A 25,868-nucleotide genomic window follows, 5' to 3' on the forward strand; every position below is an offset into this window, starting at 1 on the left:
AGAGGCCGACGACCTTGCGAATCCCGGATCGTGTCCGCTCAGTCGGGGATCGCCAGTCCGATCGACAGGCACAGCGCCCCGACTGCGGTCAGGGCCACGGCAGCCTGGCGGACCTGGTGCCAGCGGGCGGTGCGGGCCCGTTCCTCCGGGCTCGCGCCCAGGCGCAGCTCGTCGTCGAACCCCTTCACGAAGGATTCGAAGCTCGGGAAGGCCCGCCGGGCGAGCCACAGCCACACGCCGACGGCGATCAGGCTGAAGGCCCCACCGCCATACGTCAAAGCATCGTCCAGCATCCGGCGCACGCCTACCAGCCCACGCCCCCCTCTACTGCCGACGTCTACGGCAGGGTGCTGGACTTGCCTAGGTCATCCCCGGAATCGGGCGGGCGAATTTTTGTTTCCGCGCCGTATCCGGCGGTCCTTCAGGCCGGCGGCCGGCCCAGGGCGTAGAGCGTGATCGCAGCCGCGTTCGAGACGTTGAGGCTGCGGATCGCCCCCGAGAACGGGATCCGGGCCAGGATATCGCAGCAGGTCCGGGTCCGCTCGCGCAGGCCCTTCCCCTCCGCCCCGAGGACGATCACCAGCGGACGGGCGACGGTGAGGGTGTCCAGGCTCGCGGGCGCATCGGAATCGAGGCCGATCCGCGTGTAGCCGCGCTCGCCCAGCTCGATCAGCGCCTCGGCCAGGTTGCGGACGGTGACGAAGGGCACGTGCTCCAGCCCACCCGAAGCGGATTTCGCCAGGACCCCGGTGGCGCCCGGCGCGTGCCGCACCGTCGTGACGATGCCGGCGACCCCGAAGGCCGCGGCCGTGCGGACGATCGCCCCGACATTGTGCGGGTCGGTGATCTGGTCGAGGGCCAGCAGCAGGGCGTCGGCCGGCAGGTCGTCGAGCCCCGGGGCGGGCAGGGGCTCGGCCTCGAGATACAGGCCCTGGTGGACCGCGTCCGGCCCGAGCAGGCGGCCGATCTCGCTCGGTCGGACCAGTTCGGGGGCGATGCGCAGGGCATCGCCGAATTCCTCGGTCAGCCGGGCCGCCGCGTTCTCGGTGGCGAGCAGCCGGTGCAGGCCGCGCTCCGCGTTGCCCAGCGCCTGGACCACCGGGTGCCAGCCGTACAGCACCGCGGCGCCATCGGGTCCCCCGGACTCGGGCCGCGGCCCGGATCCGCCGGGACGCCCGCCGGACCGGAAGCCGGGCCGAAACCCGGACCGGGGCGGGCCGCCCGGGCGGCCGTCGTTGCGGCGGCCGGTCATCGGAACGCGATCGGGGAGGGGAGCATCGGGACGGCCTTTCCAGAATGGGTCGGTCCGAGAAACCGGGCGGCACAGCCCACGTCAACCCGACGCCGTCGGAAACATCGGGTCCGGGGCGCCCCGGACCCGGATTCCCTGAATGCCAACTTCTCCCCGGGCGCCCCGGCTTGTGGATGGATCCGGGATATTCCCTTCAAACCATGTGTATGTCGATGGAACCGAGTGTGTTCTTCAGACCGAACGAGCGCCGCGTTAAGTAGGAAGATTATCAAGATGGAATCTTTCAGAGAGTCAGTTCGGAAGACTATATGGGGTGCCGAATTCATGATCTTCGTCAGAGGGTTGAGCCTGCTTTTCGTATCCGACTCTGCGCGGATGCGCATGTGACTCTGCGCGACACCGTATCGGAGTCTGCGCGGATCCAGCCGGGGGGTGCATTGGATTCTGCGCGGTTCCGTATCGGATTCGGCGCGGATTCCGGCCCGGAACGGTGGAATGCGGGGATAGACGGCCGGGACCCGGGCGTATCGAACTCTGCGTGGGGCGATGTCCCCGATCCGCCCGTATGCAACTCTGCGCCGCAACTCTGTGCCGCAACCCCGCGCGAGAACCCCGGGGAACCGTGGATTGCCGGGACAAGCCGGACCGGACCGGAGCCCCGGCCGTCGAATCGTGGCATGGCAGGATCGGGCCGCCCCTCCGCCTTCCGGGAGGGACGTGTCGGCGTGCGGCTCGGGCTGAGGGACGATGGGCATCGAGGAGAAAATCGCAGGGATCCACGACGCGGATCTGCGGGCCGAGATCGAGGCGGCGCGCGGCGGCTTCCTGTTCGCCCAGATCGTCGAGCACGTGCTGCATCGCCAGCGCGAGCGCGACGCGCAGGCCGCCGTTCTCGGGGAGCAGGAACTCCGCCGGGCCCAGCTATCGCGCGACCAGCGCCGACGCGACGCGGTCCGCCTGGTGATCGAGAACGAGCCGGCCCTGCCGTCGAGCCTGCAGCACATCCACTCGGTGCTGGCGCTCTGCGGCCTGCCCTATCGCGACCCCGGTCCGGTGCGCGAATTCTCCCGCACCTACGGGCGCAACTCGCTCAGCCTGATGGCCGGGCGGATCAAGGATCCGGAGACCGGCGCCTTCGCGCCGCAGGGGCTGCCCTACGGTCCGAAGGCCAGGCTGGTGCTGCTGCACCTCTGCACCGAGGCGGTGCGCCAGCGCAGCCCGACCGTGAAGGTCGCCGAGACGCTCTCGGGCTTCATGCGCGAGATGGGGTTTGCCGTCACGGGCGGCGAGCGCGGCACCATCCGGCAGTTCAAGGAGCAGCTGAACCGGCTGGCCGCCTGCACCATGCAGATCGGCCTCTGGGATGGGCGCGACAGCGCCACAACCCTCAACGTGCCGCCGTTCCGCAGCCTCGAATTGTGGCGTCCGCGCGCCGGCGAGGGCGACGAGGAGGCGGGGCGGACGGTCCGCTTCGATCTGGAATTCTACGAGACGCTGATCAAGCACGCGCTGCCCGTGGACGTGCGAGCGGCCCGGGCCTTCTCGGGCTCGGCGCGCAAGCTCGACCTGCTGTTCTGGACCGGCTACCGGCTGCGGTCCCTGCAGCGCCCGCTGCGGCTGACCTGGAACAACCTGCACGCGCAGTTCGGCGCCGAGAACGCCTCGATCCGCAGTTTCCGGCAGGCCTTCAAGGCCGATCTGGCGCATCTGCGCGAGGTGTTTCCGCGCCTGCCGCTCGTGCTCGACGATGGCGGCCTGACCCTGCACCCGGCCGACCCGAGCGCGCTGCTGGTGCCGCCGCGCCCCGCTTCCGCGAAGGGAATGAAGGGACGCCAGAAGGGAATTTGATCCGTTCTCTTCGTTCCCTTTGTCCCATTGGTGGGAATGCATCGCGGCGCGGCGGTTCGGAAAGAATGTTCCCTCTGCGAACGGAATGAGCTAGACGTTCCGTTCGGGTGAAGGGAACATCGGATGGGTCTGTCGGAACAGGATATCGAGGCCCGGCTCTCCGCATTGCGGCGGCAGCGCGAGGCGATCGACCGGGAGATCGCCGACCTCGTCCTCTACCTGGAACTCGGCCGGCGCCTGAGCGGTGCGCAGGGCGGCCCGGCCGTCGCCGATCTGGGGCGGGGGGACGGGCCGGATCGCGCCGTCCAGCCGCCGCTCCGGCAAGCGCCGGCCGCCCGCGCCGCCGCTGCCGAGACCGGCCGCTCGGACATCGCGCAGCCGTTTGCCCGCCCGGCCTGGACCGATCTCGAGGATGCGGAGGCCGGTCCGGTCGGGCTGCAGGCCGTGCCGCAGCGCCGGGCGTTGCAGCGCCTGGAGCCGCAGCGCCTGGAGCCGGAAGCCGGGCCGAACGGAATCCCGCCCGCGATCGCCTTCACGGAGGATGCCGCCGGCGCCCGCCGCTACGGCCGGGCGCTGGTGGAGGCGGCCTGCGGGGCGATCCTGGCGGCCGGCCGGCCGCTGCACGCGGGCGAGATCCTGGAGATCCTCCTGGCCCGCGGCTTCACCCTGCCGGGGCGCGATCCGGTGGCGGCCCTCAACACCCGCCTGTGGAAGCGGTCCGGCCCCGGAGGTCCCCTGCTCCGGGTCGCCGAGGCCACCTATGCCCTGGCCGGGCTGGAGGCCGGCGCCGGGATGGCGCGGCCCGTCCGGGGTTACGATCCGGACGCGTGAGGCCGCGGCGGTCCCGGATCGCCAACCGATCGAGCGATCCGCGGCCGGTCACGATGGCGTGACACCGCCCCCTCGGAGCGGCGCGCCGGACCCGGTTGCAGCCGGTATTCGACCCATATGGGGGAGGCGCCGGCGCACCGTCCGCGCGTAGGGTCCCGGCCCGCACCCGAGCCGGTGCGGGCCGGGCTTACCGGACGGGCGGCTCCGGTGCGGGCCGGCTTGGAGGTCGTGAAGGATGCCCAGCGCCGCGCGATCCCGCTCCGCCCTCCGGGAGGCGGCCCGATGACGATGGCGCTGGTGACACCGGCCGCTCAGGCCTGTGCCTTCGCGCTGGGCTGTGCGGTGATCCATGCCGCCCGCGGGCACGCGGAGATCCTCACGCGGGTGCTCGCCGCCGCGGCGATCGTGGCGGCATTCCTGGTGCTGCTGGTCGCGTCCCTCGACGCCCCGCAGGGGGACGCGGGTCTTCCGGATCCGCTCCCGGCCGCCGCTGCCCCCTGAGCACGCCGCCGGGTCCCGGACCGCGAGCGCGCGCCGCCGAAGGGGATACCGGTTCGGCGGCGGCGAGCGCGTCGCATCGGGAACGGCTCTAGTTGATCAGGCAGAATCCGGCCCCTGTGCCGACGCGCCGCTCCTGCGCGCACCAGGGCCTGGGGGCGGGCCTGGGAGCGGGTCCGAGCGCCTCCCGGGGCAGGTCGGCCGGGCTCTTCAGGGAGGCCGTGGTCTGGGCGGCCTCGGGCTCCGGGTGACGGAGCGCGAGGCTGTCGAGGCGGGCCCCGGGGTCCGGGAGCCGAACCTCCGGAGCGGGGCTCGCCGGCATCTGCATCGCTCCGGCCACGACGGCCTGGTCCTGCGCGGCGGCGGCTCCGGCCAGGGCCAGGCAGGCGACCGGGACCGCGAGGAACCTGAACATCGGCGACGCTCCCTGCCGAGGACGCGCGTCCGGCGGATCCCGGACAGCGGGTGGCGGGGCGAGTGTGGCGATGGCGTCTTAAGAGGGCGCGAAGATTCAGTCTTAACCGGAGGCGAAGATTGCGGATCGGAGGTCCGGTGCGGGCCAGCACAATCATCGACCCGGCCGGCGATCACGGGTCGGCCGCCATTCCTTCGCCGATACGCCGAGACGCAGCCCCCGTCGCGCCGTGCGGCGGGGGCTGCGTCTCGCCTTGCGGGAACCGCACGGTCACTGCGCGGGGGCGGCGACCGCGGCGGCGAGGCGGTCGTGCGGGAGGCCCGATCCGCCGACCACCGCGACGCGGGTCCCGGCGGCCATGCGCCGGCTCGCCCAGTCGCCGATCATCTCCAGGCAGGTATGGTCGATCGCCGCGAGGTCCCCGGTGGCGAGGCGGACCTCGCCGCCCACGGGGGTGCGCTCCAGCGCCGCCGTCAGGGTCGGCAGCTGCAGGAAGGTCGCCGCCCCGGACAGCCGCAGCTCCGGCACGCCCGGGACCTCCGGGGCCGCGGCGTGCTCGATCCGCAGCCGCCCCTTGCGCAGGCTCGGCAGGGTCTGCGCGAGGCTCAGGGCCAGCCCGGTGAGCACCCCGCTCAGCAGGTCCACCGCCACCACGGTTGCCATCGTGGCGAACCAGATCGCCGCGGTGGTCCAGCCGTAGCGGGCCCGCAGGTGCAGGCCGTGGACCGGGCTCGCCAGCCGCCAGCCGGTGACCACCAGGATGCCGGCGAGGCTCGCGGTGGGCACCAGCGCCAGCAGCCAGGGCAGGGCGACCAGGAAGGCCAGGATCCAGAGCCCGTGCATCACCGTGGCGGCCCGGGTGACCGCCCCGGCCTGCACGTTGGCGGAGGAGCGCACGATCACCCCGGTCATCGGCAGGGCGCCCAGGAGCCCGCAGATCAGGTTGCCGATGCCCTGCGCGCCCAGTTCCCGGTCGAACCGGGTCCGGGGGCCGTGATGCATGCGGTCGACGGCGGCGGCCGAGAGCAGGCTTTCGGCGCTGGCGATGACCGCGATGACCAGTGCCATCATGACGATCTCGGCCTCGGCAAGCCGCGCCCAGGCCTCCGGATTCGGCAGGGCGAGGCCGGAGAAGATCGCGTCCGGCACCACGACGCGCTTGACCGCGAGGCCGCCGAGCCCGGCCACCAGGCTGCCCGCCAGCACCCCGATCAGCGCCCCCGGCAGCAGCCGGAGCCGCTTCGGGCGCAGCCGCTCCCAGGCGATCATCGCCGCGATGGTCGCGCCCCCGACCAGCACCGCGCCGGGACGGTCGCCGGCCCCGGTGACGAAGTCGAAGAACGCGGCCGGGATCGCCACGAGGTTGTCGAGGCCGCTCGCCTGGGGCATGGCGTCGGTCAGGACGTGGACCTGGGCGAGCACGATCAGGATGCCGATGCCGGCCAGCATGCCGTGCACCACGGCCGGCGAGATCGCCCGGAACCAGCCGCCGATCCGCAGGGCGCCGGCGGCGAGCTGGACCAGGCCGGCCACCACCAGGACGGGGCCCAGGGCATCGAGCCCGTGCGCCTGCACGAACCCGTAGACGATCACGGCGAGCCCCGCCGCCGGCCCGCTGACCTGGAGCGGCGAGCCGGCGATCAGCCCGACTGCGATGCCGCCGACGAGACCGGTGATCAGGCCGCGCTCGGGCGGTACCCCGGACGCGATGGCGATGCCCATGCACAGGGGCAGCGCCACCAGGAACACCACGAACGAGGCGGGCAGGTCGCGCGCCAGGCTGGTCCGGACCGCGCTGCCCGGCCCGAGCCGGTCGCGCAGGCCGGCGAGCGACACGCCGCTCACGCCGCCTGCACCCGGTCGCCGGCCAGGACGGAGGCCGAAGCGGGAGCCTGGGCCACCGGCATGTCCGCCTCCGCGATCGGCCGGAACCGCCCGGTGGTGCCGTCATAGGCCAGCAGCGCGCCGGATTCGATCTCGAAGAACCAGCCGTGCAGGCGCAAGCGGCCCTTGGCCAGACCGGCGGCGACGCTCGGATGGGTGCGCAGGTTGGCGAGCTGCACCACCACGTTCTCCAGGGCGAGCGCCCGGTGACGCTCCTGCGGGTCCATGCCCTCGGGATAGGCCTCGCAGACGATGCGCTCGGCCGCTTCGGCGTGGCGCAGCCAGGCCGCGACGCTGGGCATCTTCTTCAGGAGCTCCGGCCTCATCAGGCCGCTCATGGCGCCGCAATCGGAATGGCCGCAGATCACGATGTCGCGCACCCCCAGGGCGACCACGGCGTACTCGATCGCCGAGGAGACGCCGCCGATCACGTCGGAGGCCGGGGGCACGATGTTGCCGGCGTTGCGGCAGACGAACAAGTCGCCCGGCCCCGCCTGGGTGATGTGCTCGGGCGAGACCCGGGAATCCGCGCAGGCGATGATCAGCGCGCTCGGGTGCTGACCGTCGCGCACGAGCTGCTGGTACATCTGGCGCTGGCCGGGGAAGACGCTGCCCTGGAAGCTGGCGATGCCCTGGATGATGCTGTTCACGTGCGGGAACTCTGCGGCTGGGGCGGGCTGGGAGATCGGGTCTAAGAGATCGGGTCTGGGAGATCGGGCCGGGACGAGGTTCGGACAGGGATCGGCGCCCGGGAGCTTGGGCGCTGCACCGTCCCGGCGCGGCGTCCGATCGGATACGGGGAGATCGCAAGGTGGCCGCCCGACCGGGGTCCGGGCGGCCCGGGGGCCTGCTCAGCGCCGGGTGCGGCGTTCCACATGGCCGGACGCCCAGTGCGGATCGACCACGCTGCCACGCGAGACCGTTGCGGTGCCCCGGTCATGCATCATCGGGGCGCCGAGGAGCTGGCCGCTGCCCAGGCGCTGCGAATGCAGCGAACGCGGATCGTGGGACGGATCGCTGACATAGGAACTCATGTGGCCGCCGCCGGCGACCTGCCGGCTGCCGCTGCCGCCCTCGCCGGCCTGGGCCGCCATCGGCAGCGCAAGGGCACCGGCCAGGAGGCCGAGGGCCAGGAAACGCTGTGTTCGGTTCCGCGTCATGGGAGGCTCCGCCTGTGCTCGTCGTGCTGGCCGGGACACCGCGTCCTGAGCCGATGCCTCGAACATAGCCGCAGTCGAACAAAGTAGATGTGCGGTTGAGCACAGTCGATCAATGTAAAATTTAATCCGTTTCAGCGATATACTTGGTGCGGGATCGCACGGCGTCGATAAAGCGTCGTCGAGGCCATGGATTAAACGGCACCGACCGCTCCATCGGACCGGTGGCAACCCGGCAGGTCGGCCGCGATCGACGGCCGGAGGTGGGGAGCGGGCGCGCCCCGGCGGGACCGGATCAGCCCGCGCCGTGCCGGATATCGACGGCCGGTCCGTCGTCATCCCGCGGGGACCCGGATTCCGGCCGGAATCCGGCGGGCAGCGGCGCCGTCGCGGTGTAGACGAGGCCGTCCGGCTCGTACGCCAGGGCGGCGCTGTCGCGGCCGGCGAGGCCGCGCTCCAGCAGGCGGGTGCCGAAGCCGCGCCGCGACGGGGCGGCGACCGGCGGGCCCCCGCGCTCGCGCCAGGCGATCCGCAGGGTCCGGCCGCCGCCGGGGCAGGCCTCCAGGGTCCAACCCAAGGACGCCCGCCCGGCCGGGACCGAGAGGGCGCCGTACTTGACCGCGTTGGTGCACACCTCGTGCAGGATCATCGTGAGCGCGAGCGCCATCTCGGGCGGCAGCCGCAGGTCCGGTCCGGCCAGGGCGATGCGCCCTGCCTCGGGCCCCTGGAAGGGACGCAGGGCCTGGCCGGCGATCCCGCGCAGGTCGGCGCTCAGCCAGCTCTCGCGGGTCAGGACGTCGTGGGCGCGGGACAGGCTGAGCAGCCGGGCCTCGAAGGCCTCGCGCCCCGCCGCCGCCCCGTCGCCGAGATCCTTCAGGCTCTGCGCCGCCATCGACTGCACGGTGGCCAGGGTGTTCTTCACCCGGTGGTTCAACTCGTCGATCAGGAGGCGCTGGGCCTCCCCGCGCCGGGCGAGCTCGTCCGCCGCCCCGGTGAGGGCGTCCGCGATCATCGCGCCCTCGCGCACGATCGCCCGGGGCAGCGGCGGCAGGGGCCCGTCGCGGCCCAGCGCCCCGGCGGCCGCGGCCAGATCCCGCAGCGGCCGGGCGATCAGGCCGGCGAGCAGCCACGCGAGGACGGCCGCGGCGAGGGCCACGGCGCTGCCCGCGGCCAGGATGTTCCAGCGCAGGGCCGCCACCGAGGCCAGGGCCCGGTCCGCGCTCTGGCGCACCACGACCCGCCAGCCGAGGCCGGGATAATCGCGCTCGCCGTTCGTGCGCGCGCTCGCGCTGAGATACCCGGCGGCGGCGTCGGGCCAGGGTCCGACCCGGCTCGTGCCCTGCGGGTCGAGGGCGCGCCCGCCGGACAGCACGGTCTCGGGCAGGCGGTTGCCCTGGAGGGGCGGCGGTCCGAGCAGCACGGTGCCGTCGTGGGACAGGATCAGGATCTCGGCGCCGCCGCGATGGCTCCGGAGCGAGCCTTCGAGGGTGCGCGCCATATCGCGCGCCCAGACCCAGTCGAGATGCGCGGCCAGCACCCCGAGGAGGCGCCCGTCCGGGTCCCTGACCGGGGCGGCGAGGTCGAGGAGGCGTAGAGGCTCGTGGATGACCGGCTCGTGGATCGCCGGATCGCGGGCCGCGGGCGCCAGCACGGCCTGCAGAAGCTTGGCCGGGTGCACGTCCCCCACGAACGGCCGCTCGCGGGCCGCCTGGAAATAGGTGCGGCCGGAGACGTCCGCCCCCTCCAGCGCGCCGATGCTGGTGACTGCGACCCGCCCGTCCGGGTCGATCAGCCCGATGATCGAGTAGGCCGGGTAGGTCTCCTGGAGGCGCCGCATCACGGCGCGCTTGGCGTCGGTCCCGGCCCCGGGATCGCGCAGGCTGTCTGAGGTGGCCGCGATCTGGATGTCGCGCCAGCGCTCGAACATGCCGAGATCGAGGCTGCGCGCCATCTGTCCGGCGATCTCGGCGAGCTGGCCGCCGACCTCGGCCTCCAGCCGGCGCGTCGCCTCGCGGCTCACCAGGATGGCCAGCGCCAGGGCGGCGAGGAACCCGAGCGTCCCGAAGCCCAGGGCCAGCGCGAGACGCAGCCGCGGCACCTTGGGTGTCCGGCGGCCGGAATCGGCCAAGCCTCCGGGACTGGCTTGCGATCCCGACGCCGCTGCAGGGCCCGACCGGGCGACCGCTCGCATCCGCTTCCCCCGGCCCGGTCGGTCCCCCCGGGTCGAGGCGGGTCGCGTCCCTGCCCGCCCGTCTCAGCACGCGCGGGAGGGCTCAGCAAGACCGTATCGCGACCTGAGCCGCGGTTCGTGCAACTGCATGTTGCGGCGATGCATCCGTGCACCGCGGCCTTTCGTGCGCTACCTTGCGCGACCTTGCGCGACCTTGCGCGACCTTGCGCGACCTTGCGCGACCGCACGCGACGCCCCGTCGCCGAGCCTCAGCCCCCGAGCAGCGCGTGCGCGGCCCGCACCAGGATCCCGTCCGGCCGGCGCAGCTCGCCCAGAACCGAGAAATGCTCGGCGCCCGGCACCGGCAGCAGGGGACCCGGCGCGTGGGCCGCGGCCCGCAGGGCGTGCAGGTTGCGGGCGTCGTGGATCAGGGCCGGCAGCTCGCGGCTCCCGTAGGCGAGGCAGAGCGGCTTGCCCACCACCGGACGGCGCAGGGGCGACAACGCCTCGACTTCCGCCTCCGTGAGGTTGAGCTTGTCGTCGAGGGTGGTCTGGCGGATCGGCGCGAGGTCGTAGACCCCCGAGATCGCGAGCCCCGCGGCGATCGCCGGATGACCGAGCTGGAGCGCGGTCAGCAGCCCGCCCGCCGACCAGCCCGCCAGGACCAGGGGGCCGCCGATCCCGTGCGCGGGGCCGTGCGCGCCGATCCAGTCCAGCGCCGCGCCGATCTCGGCCGCGATCCGGGTCAGGCTCGCCTCCGGGGCGAGGGTATAGCCGACCATCGCCACCGACCAGCCGGCGGCGTTCGGCCCCTCGGCGAAGCAGGCGAACAGCTCGCGGGCACCCCGCTGCCAGTAGCCGCCGTGGAGGAAGACCAGGCCGGGCGCCGAGGCGTCGCGGGCCGGGTAGAGGTCGAGGGCGTTGCGGGGGCCGGTTCCGTACGGGATGTCGAGGCCGGCCGGATGCCTGGCCCGGTAGGCGGCCGAGGCGGCGTCGCGGGCGGCCACCTGGGCGGCGCTGTCGGCGACCGCGCGGGTGTTGTCGTAGCAGGCGCTGCGCGCGTCCCGGTCGAGCTCGGCCCAGCGGCGGCGCGGGTCGGCTTGGGTCGGATCGTCCAGGCGGAACGTCAGAGCCATCGTGGGTTGTCTCCCAACCTCCTGCCACACCATGCCAGCCCGCCCGACCCGGGTCGAGGCCGGGTTCAGGGAGTAGTGCCGGGAGCGGTGCCGTGATCCTGCGCGCCGATCGCCCGCAGGGCGGCGCGGGCCACCGCCACGTCCTGGTCGCTGGCGCCGGACCCGACCCCGATGCCGCCCAGGCAGGCGCCGTCGATCACGATCGGCAGGCCGCCGGGCAGGTTGGTCAGCCGCCCGCCGGTGGCGAGGCCGACCGTCACGGCGAGGTTGGCGGCGAGCCCGCCGGTGGGCGCACCGTTCGAGGCGGCGGTGACCGCCTTGGCCAGCGCGCTCTCCCGGGACAGCAGCTTGGCGCCGTCCATGCGCAGGAAGGCGAGCAGGTTGCCGTCGGCATCGACCACGGCAACGACCTCCGGCACCCCGATCGCCTCCGCGTGGGCGACGGCCGCCTGGAGCGCGATGAGGGCCGCCGCGTGGGTGAGCCGGGCGGCGGGGCGGGTGATGGCGGGCATCGCGGATCCTCGCAAGCGGTCTTCTCGGCGGCACCCCGTGGAGGGGCGGGGGCGGCGGTTCGGCGTCAGCGCGCGTCGAAGCCAGGATTGGTTCTAGAAACCGGGCCCGGCCCCCGGGATCGTATCGCCGTAGCCCCAGCCGGTGAACGGTGGGGCCGCGACCCGCTCCCGGCTGGCCGGGGGCAGGGCACGCCCCGGGGGGCGCGGTTGCTGCCAGACCCGCCAGCCCCGGAGCCGGTCGCGCGCGGCCATGCGGGCCAGCGTCATGTCCATGTCGGACGCCGCCCGCAGATCGGACGCCGCCCGGTGGTGCGGTTCCCTCGGCCGCGGGCGGGCCTCGGCCGGGGTGATCGTCAGAAGCAGCGCCGCCGGCAGCAGGGCCGCGCGGATCGGGGCGGGCGCGGGGCGCATGGTGTGGGCTCGGGCTGTGCGGAGCGCGACGGCGCTGTCTCCGCCGCCTACGCCGCTGCGGGCCTCCGGTTCCGGGACGATCCCGGGGGCAGGGCGGTTTTCGCGGGTCCGGAATCCGCGAAAACCCTTTAGGATGCCCTCACCCGAGACGATGCGAGCCGCCCGATGCCGATCCCCGCCCAGAACGCCCCCGCGCAGGATCCGGTCGCGCTGCTCAAGACCCTCGTGGCCTTCGACACGGTGAGCGCCCGCTCGAACCTGCCGCTGATCGACTGGGCGGACGGCTATTGCCGCCACCACGGCGCCGCGGTCGCGCGCGTGCCCGACGCCACCGGGGCGAAGGCGGCCCTGCTCGTGAGCGTCGGCCCGTTCGAGACGCGACCGGGCTACGTGCTCTCCGGCCACAGCGACGTGGTGCCGGTCGAGGGCCAGCCCTGGTCGTCGGACCCGTTCGTCCTGCGGGAGGAGGCGGGCCGGCTCTACGGGCGCGGCACCTCCGACATGAAGGGGTTTCTCGCGGTCTGCCTCGCGCTGCTGCCCGAGATGGCGGCGGCGGAGCTCGCGACCCCGCTCCACCTCGCGATCTCGTACGACGAGGAGGTCGGCTGCCTCGGGGTGCGCCCGCTGATCGCCCGGATGCTGGAGCGGGGACCGCGCCCGCTGGGCTGCTTCGTCGGCGAGCCCACCGGCATGGACGTGGTGGTCGGGCACAAGGGCAAGTCCGCCTCCCGCCTCACCTTTCGGGGCAAGGCCAGCCACTCGGCCCTGGCGCCGGCGGGCGTCAACGCGGTGGAATACGCCGCCCGCTTCATCGAGCATGTCCGGCTGTCCGCGGAGGCGATCGCCCGGGACGGCGCCCGCGATCCGCTCTACGACGTGCCCCACACCACCGGCCTGTCGAGCGTGGTCCGGGGCGGCTCGGCGCTCAACATCGTGCCCGACAGCTGCAGCGTGGAGTTCGAGTACCGGGCGATCGGGGCCGACGATGCCGGGGCGCTGGCGGCGGCCGCGATCGCCTACGCCACCGACACCCTGGCGCCGCTGATGCGGGAGACGGACCCGGCCTGCGGCGTCGATGTCGAGCCGCTGATCGACTATCCCGGCCTCGACACCGACCCGGAGGCGGAGATCGTGACGCGCGCCAAGCGGCTGGCCGGGCGCAACGGGCACGGCAAGGTCTCCTACGGCACGGAGGGCGGGCTGTTCGAGCGGCTGGGCGGCGTGCCGGCGGTGGTGATCGGCCCGGGATCGATCGGCCGGGCCCACAAGGCCGACGAATACGTGACCCGGGACGAGCTCGCGGCCTGCGCGGACTTCGTCCGGCGGCTGATCCGGGACTGCCGGGCCTGACAGACTTCGCAGTCTGGCGCGGTCTTCGACGCGAAGAGGCTGCGAAGCGTCCGCGACGTCTGCGGCGGTCCGGCCGCCCGTCGTGGCGTCCTGCGAAGAAACGCCCGCCACGAACGAGAAACCTTTGCGCCGCTCGCGGTTTGGATGGGCGGCGGGCCGCGAGGCCGGATCGGGAATCGGCGAGAAGCGCATGGCCAGCCTCAGCGTCGCGATCGCGTTCGGCGTCCGCCTGCTCCTGGTGCTGCTGTTCCTGCCGTTCAGCGCCCTCGACAAGATTCTCAACTTCAAGGGCGCGGTCGGCCAGGCCCGGCAGGCGGTGCATGCCACCGGGCCGGCGACCCTGCTGATCCTGATCGGGCTCTGCGTCGAGATCGGGATGTCGCTGTGCGTCCTGACCGGCACCGCCGACCGGGCGGCGGCCTTCGTGCTCGCCGGCTATTGCGGCGTCACCGCGCTGCTGTGGAAACAGTTCTGGGCGCCCGGCGACTTCTGGGCAGGCGGCGAGGGCCGCGCGTTGTTCTGGGACTTCTTGAAGAATTTTGCGCTGGCCGGAGGTTTTTTGCTGATCACCTTCGGGACGGGCGCCGGGACGGTCCAGGATTTCTTCGCCGACCCGCTCGCCTCGTCGCACCCCTACGCGGTCCAGGCCCGGCCATAAGATCCGGGATCCCAAAGGACCCATGGCCCTTTGGCGGGGTACTGGGGCGCGCAGCCCCGAGACGTCAGCCCTGCGGTACGGTGGCGACCATCGAGGGCCGGCCCTCGAACACCGCGTACCAGGCGGCGGTGGCGGGGCGGCCGTCGCGCCAGGCGAGGTCGGGGAAGCGCAGGTCGAGGTAGCCGACCGCGCAGGCCAGTGCGACCGTGCCGATATCGAGCGCCGGCATGTCGGCGACCAGGGTCTCGAACCGGTCCAGCGCGGCCGTGATCTTGGCCACCTGCCCGGCCTCCCAGGCCGCCCAGCGCTGCGCCTCCGGGCGTAGGACCCGCTCGTAGCGGGTGAGCAGGGCGGCATCGAGCAGGCCGTCGGCGAGCGCCTGCCGGGTGAGCGCGTCCCAGCGCGCCGGACCCTCGGGGAACAGGCGCGGACCGGCCGACAGGCCGTCGAGATACTCGCAGATCACCCGGCTGTCGTAGAGGACGGTGCCGTCCTCCAGGACGAGGGCCGGGATCTTGCCGAGCGGGTTGTGGGCGGCGACCTCGGGGGAGGGACCGGTCGGGGAGGCTCCGGCGACGGTGACGGCGATCCTGTCGATCAGCCCGGTCTCGTGGGCCAGCACCAGCACCTTACGGGCATACGGGGAGGCGGGGGAGTAGAGGAGCTTCATCGGACCGTCCCGGTTCGTGGCGACGCATCTGGTCATGCCACGCAGACCTCGCATCGCTGCCCGCCGGAATCCAGCCCCGTCAGACCTTCCGGGACATCCCGGAGCCGGCATGCACCACCCGGCCCCGCACCCGGCCCTGGCGCTTGGACTGCCGGTGCGCCCGCCAGACGAGGATGCCGGTGGCGAGCCGGTCCAGCAGGAGCAGGGACAGGCTGCCGATGATCGCGAGCACGCAGACGGCGCCGATCACGACGCCCCAGATCCCGGGGGCCGGGATGATCATCAGGCACAGCAGGCCGAACACCGCCGCCCCGGGGATCCATCGTGCCATCGTGCCGCCTGTCTTCGATAAGGGTCTCCCCTCTTGGGTGAGGCCCGGAAAAAAGGCATTGATGTATGTTTTAATCTCTATTTGCCGATCGTTATGCTTGAAAGCATGGTTTAAATTCGATCTATTTTTTTAATTACAGATCTCATTCTCGTCTCGAGCCGTTTCGGCTCAACCGAGGCCGCGAGCCGGCCTTCCGGGGAGCGCGCGGGCTGCCCTGGAGCGTGCCGCCAGGGCCAGGGGGCCAGAGCCAGGGCCAGAGCCAGGGCCAGAGCTAGGGCCAGAGCTAGGGCCAGAGCTAGGGCCAGAGCTAGGGCCAGGGGCAGGGCAGGGGCCTCCGGAGGATTTCGGCGCGCTGGCGGCGCATGACTGCATCGGGATCCTGCGCGGCCGCCGCCTGGGCCGGGCTCGGCCTCGCGGAATTGCCGCTGTGGCTGGCGATCGACGCCCGCGCGGCCGGGCTGCCGGCCGCGCGGGAGCCCTTTACGCCGCCGGGATGAACCGCAGCGTGCCGGCCCGGCGGGTCGGCTGGCCGGTGTCGCTGGTGTGGTTGACCCCGTCCATGACCGGCACCGCGGGGAAGTCGAACGGGCTGACCCCGTCGAGGCAGGCCACGTTCACGGCGTAGAGGTTTTGGTTCGAGCGCCGCTGGTGGTGGGTGTAGATCCCGCAGCGGGAGCAGAAGAAGTGCTCCGCCGTCCCGGTGTGGAAGCGGTAGCGGGTCAGAGCCTCCGCGCCCGCCAGGATCTCGACCCCGCCGGCCTCCGCCATGGCGACGACGGCGCCGCGCATCCGGCAGTAGGAGCAGGTGCAGCGGCGGATCGAATCGAATCCGTCGCCGAGGGTCGCCCGGAAGCGCACCGTGCCGCAATGGCACTGGCCGGACCGGATGGTGGCCCGGCTGGTGGCTTGGTCGGTGACTTGGTCAGTCATGGCGCCTGTCCTGTTCCGATCGCCGCCGGGCCCGGTCCGGCCGGGCGCCTGCCTCCGGCGACCGCCCTCGCCGTCGCGCCGGGGGTAGCCCCGGGATCCGGGCCGGACAATCCCTGAAAAGCGCGCGCGTCGCGTGAGGAAAATGCACGCGGGGACCCCCGATCCAAGCTGCGCTGCCAGGTTTTCCGCGCTTCCGGGTTTTCCGCGCTTCCGGGTTTTCCGAGGGCGGGGACTCGAATTGCCATCCCGGCGTTTCTTGAATACCTACTAGTTGGTAGGTGGCACGGGCGGTGCCGCTGCGGCAACGGCTCCCGAGAGAGCCGCGTTCGGAGGAACGCCGAGATGGAGAATTGGAACGGTTACCGGGGCGAGCTGATGGCCACGCTGGGTCAGATGGGCCAGATCAGCCCGGACCTGCTGCACGCCCACGATAAGCTGGCCTCGGCCCAGCCGAAGGTGCCGCAGCTCGACGCCAAGACCCGGGAGCTCATCGCCCTCGCGGTGGCGGTGACGACCCGGTGCGACGGCTGCATCGCCTTCCACACCGACGCCGCCCGGAAGGCCGGCGCGACCCAGGAGGAGATGGTCGAGGCGCTGGGCGTCGCCGTCGCGCTGAATGCCGGCGCGGCGTTGGTCTACAGCGCCCGGGCCTTCGACGCCTTCACGCGCGATCCGGGCTGAGCGGCCCGCGACCGGGGTGCCCCCGCGCTGCCGCGGGGCACCCCGGACCCGGCCGTCGCGCGCCCTATCCCGCCACGTCGAGGCTGCGGGCCTCGCTCACGAGGTGATAGAACCGGCCGTCGAACATCTGCATCACCGCCTCGGTGGCGGCGTGGGATTCCGGCCGGATCGACGAGGCCAGGCAGGCGTCGAGCGCCGCCTGATCGGGAAAATCCATCTCCAGGATCATGGCGATCGGCCGCGCGTCGGCATCCTTGGAGACCAGGCGCTGCACCCGCACCGCTGTGACCCCCGGGAAGCGCCGCCAGAACGGCTCCAGCTCGTCCCGGACCCGGCGGAAGAACGCATCGTCCTGGCCGTCGCGCACCGTGCCCTCGTAGATCGCGGTCCTGGTCAGCATCGGGCGTCTCCCCACGTTTCGAGCGGTCAACCGGCCAGCGCCGGGTTCGCTCCCGCCGGGTGACAGCGCGGCCGCGCTGTCCGTCCGGGCGATTGCGCCGGCCTTCACCCGGGCCGGCGAATCGGGGTAACGAATCCTCAGCCCATCGCGACGATGCGGGAGAGACCGGGATTCACCCACCAGAGGGGGGCCCGGCGCCGACGGAGCAACCGCCCCGGAAACTCTCAGGCACCGGAACCGTGTCGTCAGGGCGATCTGGAGAGCGGTGCAGCGGATCGTTTCGGTCCGTGGGCACCCGCCGAAGGGGACGTCCGCGCCAGCCTCGCCAGGGCCGGCCGGATCAAACTCTCAGGCACCGGGACAGATGGGGCGCGAAAACCGGCCGACCCGCGAGGGAAGGCCTCATCGCGTCCGCACGTCCCGGAGACCCCATCATGACCCACATCGCCATCATCGGCGCCGGCATCACCGGCGTGACCACCGCCTACGCGCTCGCCCGGCGCGGCTACGACGTCACCGTCCTCGACCGGCAGCGCTACGCCGCCATGGAGACCTCCTTCGCCAACGGCGGCCAGCTCTCGGCCTGCAACGCCGAGGTCTGGAACAAGCTCTCCACCGTGCTCCACGGCGTCCAGTGGATGATGCGCCGCGACGCGCCGCTGCTGATGAACCCGGCCCCGTCCTGGCACAAGCTGTCCTGGATGGCGGAGTTCATGCGCGAGATCGCCCATTACCGGCAGAACACCGTGGAGACCGTGCGGCTGGCGCTCAAGGCGCGCACCGCCCTGTTCGCCATGGCCGAGGCCGAGGGCATCGACTTCGACCTCAAAACCCGCGGCATCCTGCATTTCTACCGGGACCGGGCGAGCTTCGAGAAGGCGCACGCCGTCAACGCCCTGCTGCGGGAGGGCGGGCTCGAGCGCGACGCCGTGACCCCGGAGGAGATCCGGGCGATCGAGCCGACGCTCGCCGGATCCTACGCGGGCGGCTTCTTCACGCCCTCGGACGCCACCGGCGACATCCACAAGTTCACCCGGGGCCTGGCGGCCGCCTGCGCCCGCAGGGGCGTCCGCTTCGTCCACGACGCCAGCGTCGAGACGATCGCGGCCGGGGCGGGGGGCTACGCCATCGGCTGGCGCAGAACCGATCAGCTGGCGGACCGCCCGGCCGGCGCCCCGCAGGCCCTGCGCGCCGACGCGGTGGTGATCTGCGCGGGCTGCGCCAGCCGGCGCTTCGCCGCGATGCTCGGCGACCGGGTCAACGTCTACCCGGTGAAGGGCTACTCGATCACCGTGAACCTGCTGACCCCGGAGGCGCAAGCTGCGGCCCCGGAGGTCAGCATCCTCGACGAGGCGGCCAAGATCGTCACCAGCCGGCTCGGCGACGCGCGCCTGCGGGTCGCCGGCACCGCCGAGTTCAACGGCTTCAACCGCGACATCCGGCACGACCGGGTGCAGCCGCTGATCGACTGGACCCGGGAGCAGTTCCCGCTGGTCGACACCGACCGGGTGGTGGCCTGGAGCGGCCTGCGGCCGATGCTGCCGAACATGCTGCCCAAGGTCGGGCGCGGCCGCCGGCCCGGCGTGTTCTACAACACCGGCCACGGCCATCTCGGCTGGACCCTCTCGGGCGCCACCGCCGAACTCGTCGCCGAGGCGGTGGCCGCCGAGCACGCCCCGGAGGCCGCGGGCCTGCCGCTCGCCGCCTGATGCGGCGTCGAGGTCCGGGGCTCCCAAAGGGCCAGCCCTCTGGCGGGTGATCAGGGCGGAGCCCCGATGGGGGTGGGGGGCTCCGCGCCGCACCCGTCAGGATCCCGGACGTCCCACGGCCGACGTGCCAAGCCGGATTATTATGTATACACTACCCGAGCCGCCCCGGATCCCCGAGCCGTGATGCGCATGCCTGCTCCCGATATGCCGCCTGCCTATATCGACCCCGCCACCGGGGCCTCCTATCCGATCGAGGTCCCGCGCTGGCGCGGCGATTCGGGCGGTCCGCTGATGATCTCGCCGCTGCCCGGGATCGACCGGGGGCAGATCGACACCGGCCAGCGCTCGCTCTGGCGGTACGGTGCGGCGCTGCCGGTGGCGGTCAAGGATCCGGTCTCGCTGGGCGAGGGCTGCACGCCGCTGGTGCGCCGGCCCTGGCGGGGGCGGCACGCCCATTTCAAGCTCGAATGGTTCGCCCCCTCGGGCAGCTTCAAGGATCGCGGCGCCTCCGTGATGCTGTCGATCCTGCGCCAGCAGGGCATCGACGCGGTGCTGGAGGATTCGTCCGGCAACGGCGGCGCCGCGGTGGCGACCTACGCGGCCGCGGCCGGGATGCGGGCCAAGATCCTGGTCCCGGCCTCGACCTCGCCGGCCAAGACCGTGCAGATGCGCGCCGCCGGCGCCGAGGTCGAACTGATCCCGGGCACCCGCCAGGACACCGCGGACGCGGCCATCCGGCAGGCCGACACGATCTTCTACGCCAGCCACAACTGGCAGGCGCATTTCCTCCAGGGCACCAAGACGCTGGCCTACGAGCTGTGGGAGGATCTGGGTTTTTCCGCCCCCGACGCGGTGATCATCCCGTGCGGGGCGGGCAGCAACGTGCTTGGCTGCGACATCGGCTTCTCGGAGCTGCTGCGCCGGGGCGCCATCGCCCGGCTGCCCCGCCTCTACGCGGTGCAGCCGGCCCGGTGCGCGCCCCTGCATGCCGGCTTCCAGGCCGAGGCCGAGGATTTCGTGCCGGTGACCCCGGGCCCGACTCTGGCCGAGGGCGCCTCCATCGCCCAGCCGGTGCGCGGCCGGGCGGTGCTGGCGGCGCTCCGCCGGTCCGGCGGCGGCACCGTGGCGGTGTCCGAGCCGGCGATCGAGGCGGCGCTGATGGAGCTCGCCCGGTCCGGCCTCTACGTCGAGCCGACCTGCGCGATGGCGGCGGCGGCGCTGACCGACCTGACCGCCAGCGGCGCGATCGGGCCCGACGAGACCGTCGTGGCGGTGCTCACCGGCACCGGCATCAAGGCGACGCCGCGCATCGCCGAGCTTTTGGGTCTCGCCCCGTGAGCCGCTGACGTGACCACGACGCCATAAACACGCGACGACCAGGAGGAAAAACCCATGCGCAACAATATTCCCGCCCGCGTCGGCATGCCGGTGGATGCGATCGACACCCCCTGCCTGATGGTCGATCTCGACGCCTTCGAGCGCAACGTCGACAAGCTCGGCCGCTTCATGAAGGAGAACGGCCTGCGCCACCGCGCCCACGCCAAGACGCACAAGTCCTCCGACATCGCGACCGTGCAGATCGAGCGGGGCGGGGCATGCGGGGTCTGCTGCCAGAAGGTCAGCGAGGCCGAGGCCCTGGTGAGCGCCGGCATCCGCGACGTGCTGGTGTCGAACCAAGTGGTCGCGCCCCAGAAGATCGAGCGCCTGGCCGCCCTCGCGAAGCGGGCGCGGGTGCTGGTCTGCGTCGACGACCTCGGCAATGTCGACGCCCTGTCGGCGGCGGCGGTCGCGTACGGCGTCACCCTCGAGGCCCTGGTGGAGATCGATGTCGGCGCCGGCCGCTGCGGCGTCGCCCCGGGCGAGCCCGCGGTGGCGATTGCGAAGAAAATCGCCGCCGCGCCCGGGCTGAAGTTCGCCGGGCTGCAGGCCTATCAGGGCCGGGCGCAGCACGTGCGCGACTACGACGAGCGCAAGGCCCTGATCCAGACGGCGATCGACGACACGAAGCGCACCGTCGACCTGCTGAAGGCCGAGGGGCTCGCCTGCGACATCGTCGCGGGGGCGGGCACCGGCAGCTTCGCCCTGGAGGGCGGCAGCGGCGTCTACAACGAGCTGCAATGCGGCTCCTACGTCTTCATGGACGCCGACTACCAGCGGGTGAAGGACGCGAGCGGCCAGCCGATCGGCGACTTCGAGAACAGCCTGTTCATCGTCACCTCGATCATGAGCAAGGCCAAGGCCGATGTCGCGATCTGCGACGCCGGCCTGAAGGCCCAGAGCATCGACAGCGGCCTGCCCCTGGTGTTCGGCCGGACCGACGTGGAATACGTCAAGTGCTCGGACGAGCACGGGGTGATCAGCGATCCCGGCAACGTGCTCAAGCTCAACGACCGCCTGAAGCTGATCCCGGGCCATTGCGACCCGACCGTCAACGTCTACGACTGGTATGTCGGGGTGCGGGACGGCCGGGTCGAGGCGGTCTGGCCGGTCACCGCCCGCGGCATGACGTTGTGACGGGGGCTGTGCCGTAACGGGTTCCCAAAGGGCGAGCCCTTTGGCGGGTGCAGGGCGGAGCCCTGATTCATCACAGCAGGGCGCTGCCCTGCACCCGCAAAAGGTCGCAGACCTTTTGAAACCATGACTTTGGAGGTCTTCACGTCATGCGCTTCATCTCGGAAGAGGAATCCGCCGCCCTGGTCGATCACGCCCTGGCGTTCGCGGCGGCCCGGGAGGCGCTGATCGCCGCGGTCGCGCCCGGCACCACCCTGTTCCCGGCGGTGCTGGGGCACGGCTCGGAGCCGGCCAACCGGTTCTCGATCAAGTCGGGGTCGACCGCCGACTATGCCGGCCTGAAGGTCGGCTCGTTCTGGCCGGGCAACCCGGACCGGGGCCTGCCGCGGCACAATTCGGTGATCCTGCTGTTCGACCAGGATGTCGGCCGGGTCGACACGGTGATCGAGGCCGGCCGCGTCAACGCCTACCGCACCGCCGCCGCCGACGCGGTGGCGGCCAGCGTCCTGGCCCGGCCGGATTCGGCGGTGCTCGCCGTGTTCGGGGCCGGCAACCAGGCGGAATTCGAATGCGCGGCCTTGGCCCGGATCCTGCCGATCCGGACCGTGCTGGTGGTGGCGCGGGATCACGACAAGGTCGCGGGGTTTGCCGAGCGCCTGCGGGGGCAGGGGGCCGCGGTCGAGGTGCGGGCGGCCTCGGCGCAGGAGGCCTGCCGGGCCGCCGACGTGATCGTCACGGCGACGCCGGCCCGGGCGCCTCTGTTCGAGGCCGATTGGGTCCGCCCCGGCACCCATGTCGCCGCCATGGGGGCGGATGCCAAGGGCAAGCAGGAGCTGCCCCCGGCCCTGCTCGAGCGGGCGGCCCTCTATTGCGACCTGCCCGAGCAGTCGCGCATCATCGGCGAGTTCCAGCACGCCCCCGCGGCGGCGGAACTGCGGGCGATCGGCGCCGTGCTGGGGAGCGGGCAGGGGGCCCGGACCGACCCCGAGGCGATCACGGTGTTCGATTCCTCCGGCATCGCCCTCCAGGACCTGACCATCGCCCGGGCGATCCTCGCCAAAGCGGGCGGGCGCGGGTAGGGGACGCCGACGCCGGCCCTCCCCCGCCCCGGCGGAGGACAGCGCAGCATGCAGGACAGGCAGATCCGGGTCATCGGCATCGGCACGGGCGATCCCGAGCACCTGACCCTCCAGGCGGTGCGGGCACTCTCCGATGTCGATGCGGTGTTCGTGCTCGACAAGCGCGCCGAGACCGCCGACCTGGTGGAGATCCGCAAGCGGATCTGCGCCGCCCACATCTCAAGACCCCACCGGGTCGTCACCGTCGAGGATCCGCCCCGGGAGCGCCGCCCGGCCGATTACGGCGCCACGGTCGAGGCCTGGCACGCGGCCCGGGCCGAGCGGCTGGAGGCGGCGTTCGCGGCGGAGCTCGAATCCGGGCAGATCGGGGCGATCCTGGTCTGGGGCGATCCGGCCCTCTACGACAGCAGCCTGCGGATCCTCGACCGCATCGCGGCGCGCGGGCGCCTCGCCCTGCGCTGCGCCGTGATCCCCGGTCTCTCGAGCGTTCAGGTCCTGGCCGCCCGCCACGGCGTGCCGCTCAACGCCATCGGCGGCCCGGTGCTGATCACCACCGGGCGCCGCCTCGCGGCGGGCTGGCCCGGAGGGGCGGATGACGGGGCCGACAGCGTCGTGGTGATGCTCGACGGCGATCCGAGCTTCGCCGGCCTCGACCCGGAGTTGACGATCTACTGGGGCGCCTATCTCGGCAGCCCGGACGAGATCCTGGTCTCCGGCCGCCTCGGCACGGTCGGCGCCGAGATCCGGCGGGTCCGCGCGCAGGCCCGGGCGCGGCACGGCTGGATCATGGATATTTATTTGTTACGACGGCTCTGAGCGAGAGAGGCTGCGCGCCCCGGCCCCGGCCCCGGTGCTGCGCTGCGCGCGAATATCCCAATTCCGTCCGTCATCCTGAGGTGCCGCGCAGCGGCGTCGAAGGAGCCCTCCAGGGATCGCGCGGCTGGCTGGAGCCCTCCTTCGAGGTCTCCGCTTCGCTTCGCCGCCTCAGGATGAGGGGGAGGATGGGAGGACCCGGGTCGAACACGCCCCGCGAGAACGCCGACCCCCTTGCGTGACCCCGCCGCCACGGACAAGACGGCCCGACCCGGCTAGACCCGCCGCCATGCTGCGCTTGCGGGACTACCAGCGCGCCAGCCTCGACGCGCTCGCGGCCGCCTGGGGGCGGGGAGGGGGCGACGCGGCGGCGCCCGGCCATCTGGTCGTGCTGCCCACCGGGGCCGGCAAGGCCCTGGTCATCGCCGCCCTCGCCCGGGAGGCGGTCACACAAAACCCCCTCGCCCGGGTAGCGATCGTCACCCACAGCCGCGAACTCGTGGCCCAGAACTTTTCGGAGTTGACCCGCTACTGGCCGGAGGCGCCGGCCGGCATCTTCTCCGCCGGGCTCGGGCGCCGGGAGGCCGGCGCGCAGGTCCTGGTCTGCGGCATCCAGTCCGTGGCGGACCGGCTCGACGCGGTGGGCCCGCGCGACCTCGTGATCGTCGACGAGGCGCACCTGATCCCGCGGGCCGCCCACACCCGCTACGGCCGGTTCCTGGCCGGCCTGCAGGCGCTCGCCCCCCGGATGCGGGTGGCGGGCTTCACCGCGACCCCCTACCGGCTCGATTCCGGCCGCCTCGACGCAGGGGAGGGCCGCCTGTTTTCCGGGATCGCCTACGAGGCCGATACCGGCGACCTGATCCGCCGGGGCTTCCTGGCGCCGCTCGTGTCCAAGGCGACGCTCACCCAGCTCGACGTCTCCGGGGTCGGCCGGCGCGGGGGCGACTACATCCCGGCCGAGCTGGAGGCGGCGGTCAACCGCGACTGGATCACCCGGGCCGCCGTGGCGGAGCTGGCGGAATACGGGAGCGGGCGCCGGGCCTGGCTCGCCTTCTGCGCCGGCCTCGCCCACGCGGACGCCGTGCGCGACGCGGTGCGGGCCGAGGGGTATTCCTGCGAGACGGTCTCGGGGGAGACCCCCCGCCGGGAGCGCGACCGGATCGTGGCGGCGTTCCGGGCGGGCAAGATCCGCTGCCTGACCTCGGTGGGCGTGCTCGGCACCGGCTTCAACGCCCCGGAGGTCGACCTCGTGGCGCTGCTGCGCCCGACCCGCAGCACCGGCCTCTACGTGCAGCAGGTCGGCCGGGCGCTGCGCCGCGCCCCCGGCAAGGCCGACGCGCTGATCCTCGACTATGCCGGCCTGGTGCGGATGCACGGGCCGGTGGATTCCGTGACGGCCCTCAGCGCCGCCCAGGTGCTCGGCGGGGCAGGGGGGCTGCGCGCCAAGCCCTGCCCCGGCTGCGGCGCCCTGATCGCCCTGAACGCCTCCACGTGCGAGGCCTGCTGGACCGAGCCGGAGGACGAGGCCGACCCGGCCGCCCTGCACGACGCCGCGGCCGAAGACGAATTGCCGATCCTGTCGGCCGGGATCGTGCCGGCCTCGGAGCCCGCCGGCCCTGCCCCGGAGGCGGATGCGCCGTGGCATCCGGTGACGGACCTGACCCTGGAGGCGGCCCCGGACGGGCTCGATCTCGTGCTCGGCTGGCGGGACGGCGGTGCCGCGGCCGACTGGCGGGTGCGTCTGCGGCCCGGGCGCAGCGGCTACGAGCGGGAGAAGGCGGTGCTGTGGTGGCGCGGGCTCGGCGGCGGCCGCGACGCGCCGTTGGATGCCGCCGGCTTCCTGGAGCGGGCCGAGGCCCTGGCCCGGCCGGCGGCGATCCGGATCCGGCCGGGCCGGCTGTCGGACCAGATCGAGTGCCGCGCCCAGGACGGCCGGATCTTCGCCGACCAGAGCCGGCTCGCCGGGCGCGCCGCGTGACGCCGCGGCAAGGGCAAGGGCGAGGCAAGGGCAAGGCGCGGGCGCGGGGAGGGCGCTTCATGCAGGTTCCCCGGACCGCCCTCACCCGGATCTCGCCGATCCGACGCCGGTCAGCCGCGCTCCCGGCTGCTGGGCCGGCCGCCGTCGGTACCGAGAGGACGGAGCCGGCGATCGAGGCGTGCTCAGCCGGCCGCTGGCCCGGCCATCTGGCATGCCAGACCCCCTCACCCGACCGTCCCGACGATGTTGGTTCCATAATATATCTTATGCGAACTCTGGATGGGGCTGCCGGGGCTGCTCCGGGTGGGGCCGATCCAGTCCGAGCCTGGGCCTCACCATCACGGTGACGGCCCCTGAACCGTGCCGTCTGCCGGCCTTGTGAGGGCGCCTCGCGAGTTGGTTTTGGCAGTTTGGTCTTGGTCGTTGGCCTTGGACGTCCTGGGACGCGCGTCCTCGATCTGGCGGTCTCTGAGCCGACGGGGTTGGGCGCCACGCGGCCCCGCCGGGCCTCTGAGGCCGCCGACCGTGTGCCGCTCCGGTGGCACCGGCGCCGCGGCGAATCCGCCGCCTGGATGAAGCGGCCCGGCGCGTGTCGTCGCGCCGGAGACCCGCGCGGCCGCATCAGCGCGGAACGGCCCGTC

Annotated in this window: 27 protein-coding genes and 2 riboswitches; of the genes, 13 read left to right on the forward strand and 14 right to left on the reverse strand. The window is 73.0% G+C overall.

Features of this window, described 5'->3' with window-relative positions:
• Window positions 1-38 precede the first annotated feature (38 nt).
• Together AC0IY0_RS24370 and AC0IY0_RS24375 are read right to left on the reverse strand one after the other, a co-directional pair.
• The gene (locus tag AC0IY0_RS24370) at window positions 39-293 is read right to left on the reverse strand and encodes a hypothetical protein (RefSeq protein WP_147857733.1); all 255 of its coding nucleotides are present in this window, start codon (window positions 291-293) and stop codon (window positions 39-41) included.
• Between the two features lie 128 nt (window positions 294-421).
• Window positions 422-1,252: a TrmH family RNA methyltransferase gene (locus AC0IY0_RS24375; protein WP_471765885.1), complete on the reverse strand. Its 831-nt coding sequence runs from the start codon at window positions 1,250-1,252 to the stop codon at window positions 422-424.
• Between the two features lie 747 nt (window positions 1,253-1,999).
• On the opposite strand from AC0IY0_RS24375, the gene AC0IY0_RS24380 reads away from it, so the two are divergent.
• From AC0IY0_RS24380 to AC0IY0_RS24390, 3 genes are all read left to right on the forward strand, one after another.
• Window positions 2,000-3,100 carry a replication protein RepA gene (locus AC0IY0_RS24380; RefSeq protein WP_147910863.1) on the forward strand — a complete coding sequence of 367 codons (1,101 nt, stop codon included), beginning with the start codon at window positions 2,000-2,002 and terminating at the stop codon, window positions 3,098-3,100.
• A gap of 123 nt (window positions 3,101-3,223) precedes the next feature.
• Entirely contained in the window at window positions 3,224-3,931 is a 708-nt protein-coding gene (locus AC0IY0_RS24385) for a hypothetical protein (RefSeq protein WP_471765887.1), read from the forward strand.
• 282 nt (window positions 3,932-4,213) lie between these two features.
• The gene (locus AC0IY0_RS24390) at window positions 4,214-4,432 is read left to right on the forward strand and encodes a hypothetical protein (RefSeq protein WP_147910805.1); all 219 of its coding nucleotides are present in this window, start codon (window positions 4,214-4,216) and stop codon (window positions 4,430-4,432) included.
• An 88-nt stretch (window positions 4,433-4,520) separates the two neighbouring features.
• Here the strand turns inward: AC0IY0_RS24390 and AC0IY0_RS24395 are convergent, their stop codons facing one another.
• From AC0IY0_RS24395 to AC0IY0_RS24430, 8 genes are all read right to left on the reverse strand, one after another.
• Window positions 4,521-4,844 carry a hypothetical protein gene (locus AC0IY0_RS24395; protein WP_471765888.1) on the reverse strand — a complete coding sequence of 108 codons (324 nt, stop codon included), beginning with the start codon at window positions 4,842-4,844 and terminating at the stop codon, window positions 4,521-4,523.
• Window positions 4,845-5,114: 270 nt separating this feature from the next.
• Complete coding sequence (locus AC0IY0_RS24400; RefSeq protein ID WP_419828549.1) at window positions 5,115-6,680, reverse strand: SulP family inorganic anion transporter; 1,566 nt, start codon at window positions 6,678-6,680, stop codon at window positions 5,115-5,117.
• Between the two features lie 5 nt (window positions 6,681-6,685).
• Entirely contained in the window at window positions 6,686-7,378 is a 693-nt protein-coding gene (locus tag AC0IY0_RS24405; protein WP_471765890.1) for a carbonic anhydrase, read from the reverse strand.
• A 201-nt stretch (window positions 7,379-7,579) separates the two neighbouring features.
• The gene (locus AC0IY0_RS24410) at window positions 7,580-7,888 is read right to left on the reverse strand and encodes a hypothetical protein (protein ID WP_147910802.1); all 309 of its coding nucleotides are present in this window, start codon (window positions 7,886-7,888) and stop codon (window positions 7,580-7,582) included.
• 292 nt (window positions 7,889-8,180) lie between these two features.
• Window positions 8,181-9,983, reverse strand: coding sequence for a sensor histidine kinase (locus AC0IY0_RS24415; protein WP_471765891.1), 1,803 nt, complete (start codon window positions 9,981-9,983; stop codon window positions 8,181-8,183).
• Between the two features lie 341 nt (window positions 9,984-10,324).
• Complete coding sequence (locus AC0IY0_RS24420) at window positions 10,325-11,191, reverse strand: alpha/beta hydrolase (protein ID WP_147910812.1); 867 nt, start codon at window positions 11,189-11,191, stop codon at window positions 10,325-10,327.
• Window positions 11,192-11,256: 65 nt separating this feature from the next.
• Window positions 11,257-11,703 (reverse strand): GlcG/HbpS family heme-binding protein, encoded by a 447-nt coding sequence (locus AC0IY0_RS24425; RefSeq protein ID WP_471765893.1) that lies wholly within the window; start codon window positions 11,701-11,703, stop codon window positions 11,257-11,259.
• A gap of 93 nt (window positions 11,704-11,796) precedes the next feature.
• Window positions 11,797-12,114: a hypothetical protein gene (locus AC0IY0_RS24430; RefSeq protein ID WP_147910810.1), complete on the reverse strand. Its 318-nt coding sequence runs from the start codon at window positions 12,112-12,114 to the stop codon at window positions 11,797-11,799.
• 165 nt (window positions 12,115-12,279) lie between these two features.
• Between AC0IY0_RS24430 and argE the strand changes: the two genes are divergently transcribed.
• Both argE and AC0IY0_RS24440 read left to right on the forward strand, forming a co-directional pair.
• Window positions 12,280-13,464: an acetylornithine deacetylase gene (gene argE, locus AC0IY0_RS24435; RefSeq protein WP_471765895.1), complete on the forward strand. Its 1,185-nt coding sequence runs from the start codon at window positions 12,280-12,282 to the stop codon at window positions 13,462-13,464.
• Window positions 13,465-13,654: 190 nt separating this feature from the next.
• Entirely contained in the window at window positions 13,655-14,122 is a 468-nt protein-coding gene (locus tag AC0IY0_RS24440) for a DoxX family membrane protein (protein WP_147910808.1), read from the forward strand.
• A gap of 64 nt (window positions 14,123-14,186) precedes the next feature.
• On the opposite strand, the gene AC0IY0_RS24445 is transcribed toward AC0IY0_RS24440, so the two are convergent.
• Together AC0IY0_RS24445 and AC0IY0_RS24450 are read right to left on the reverse strand one after the other, a co-directional pair.
• Window positions 14,187-14,792 (reverse strand): glutathione S-transferase, encoded by a 606-nt coding sequence (locus AC0IY0_RS24445; RefSeq protein WP_147957808.1) that lies wholly within the window; start codon window positions 14,790-14,792, stop codon window positions 14,187-14,189.
• Window positions 14,793-14,871: 79 nt separating this feature from the next.
• Window positions 14,872-15,123: a hypothetical protein gene (locus AC0IY0_RS24450; protein ID WP_147941208.1), complete on the reverse strand. Its 252-nt coding sequence runs from the start codon at window positions 15,121-15,123 to the stop codon at window positions 14,872-14,874.
• 362 nt (window positions 15,124-15,485) lie between these two features.
• Here AC0IY0_RS24450 and AC0IY0_RS24455 point away from each other — a divergent pair, with 362 nt between their 5' ends.
• On the forward strand, window positions 15,486-15,620 hold the full coding sequence (locus AC0IY0_RS24455) for a hypothetical protein (RefSeq protein ID WP_281407109.1): 135 nt from the start codon (window positions 15,486-15,488) through the stop codon (window positions 15,618-15,620).
• On the opposite strand, the gene AC0IY0_RS24460 is transcribed toward AC0IY0_RS24455, so the two are convergent.
• Window positions 15,604-16,053: a GFA family protein gene (locus AC0IY0_RS24460; protein ID WP_461231447.1), complete on the reverse strand. Its 450-nt coding sequence runs from the start codon at window positions 16,051-16,053 to the stop codon at window positions 15,604-15,606. The genes AC0IY0_RS24455 and AC0IY0_RS24460 overlap by 17 nt on opposite strands.
• 342 nt (window positions 16,054-16,395) lie before the next feature.
• On the opposite strand from AC0IY0_RS24460, the gene AC0IY0_RS24465 reads away from it, so the two are divergent.
• On the forward strand, window positions 16,396-16,734 hold the full coding sequence (locus tag AC0IY0_RS24465) for a carboxymuconolactone decarboxylase family protein (protein WP_147941209.1): 339 nt from the start codon (window positions 16,396-16,398) through the stop codon (window positions 16,732-16,734).
• Window positions 16,735-16,798: 64 nt separating this feature from the next.
• On the opposite strand, the gene AC0IY0_RS24470 is transcribed toward AC0IY0_RS24465, so the two are convergent.
• Complete coding sequence (locus AC0IY0_RS24470) at window positions 16,799-17,134, reverse strand: hypothetical protein (protein WP_147910501.1); 336 nt, start codon at window positions 17,132-17,134, stop codon at window positions 16,799-16,801.
• 146 nt (window positions 17,135-17,280) lie between these two features.
• Window positions 17,281-17,384, forward strand: a riboswitch (glycine riboswitch).
• A gap of 3 nt (window positions 17,385-17,387) precedes the next feature.
• Window positions 17,388-17,500: riboswitch (glycine riboswitch) on the forward strand.
• 68 nt (window positions 17,501-17,568) lie between these two features.
• On the opposite strand from AC0IY0_RS24470, the gene AC0IY0_RS24475 reads away from it, so the two are divergent.
• The 6 genes from AC0IY0_RS24475 (at window position 17,569) to AC0IY0_RS24500 (ending at window position 25,227) form a co-directional block, all read left to right on the forward strand.
• The gene (locus AC0IY0_RS24475; protein WP_471765897.1) at window positions 17,569-18,843 is read left to right on the forward strand and encodes a D-amino acid dehydrogenase; all 1,275 of its coding nucleotides are present in this window, start codon (window positions 17,569-17,571) and stop codon (window positions 18,841-18,843) included.
• A gap of 204 nt (window positions 18,844-19,047) precedes the next feature.
• A complete protein-coding gene (locus AC0IY0_RS24480; RefSeq protein ID WP_147910505.1) occupies window positions 19,048-20,181 on the forward strand; it encodes a pyridoxal-phosphate dependent enzyme in 1,134 nt (377 codons plus the stop codon).
• Between the two features lie 54 nt (window positions 20,182-20,235).
• Window positions 20,236-21,357, forward strand: coding sequence for a DSD1 family PLP-dependent enzyme (locus AC0IY0_RS24485; RefSeq protein WP_471765899.1), 1,122 nt, complete (start codon window positions 20,236-20,238; stop codon window positions 21,355-21,357).
• Window positions 21,358-21,503: 146 nt separating this feature from the next.
• Window positions 21,504-22,433, forward strand: a complete 930-nt coding sequence (locus AC0IY0_RS24490) for an ornithine cyclodeaminase family protein (RefSeq protein ID WP_471765900.1) — start codon at window positions 21,504-21,506, stop codon at window positions 22,431-22,433.
• Window positions 22,434-22,481: 48 nt separating this feature from the next.
• Entirely contained in the window at window positions 22,482-23,249 is a 768-nt protein-coding gene (gene cobF / locus AC0IY0_RS24495; RefSeq protein ID WP_471765901.1) for a precorrin-6A synthase (deacetylating), read from the forward strand.
• A gap of 286 nt (window positions 23,250-23,535) precedes the next feature.
• Window positions 23,536-25,227 carry a DEAD/DEAH box helicase gene (locus AC0IY0_RS24500; RefSeq protein ID WP_471765903.1) on the forward strand — a complete coding sequence of 564 codons (1,692 nt, stop codon included), beginning with the start codon at window positions 23,536-23,538 and terminating at the stop codon, window positions 25,225-25,227.
• Window positions 25,228-25,868: the final 641 nt, after the last annotated feature.

Source organism: Methylobacterium sp. AC315 (genome assembly GCF_979253755.1).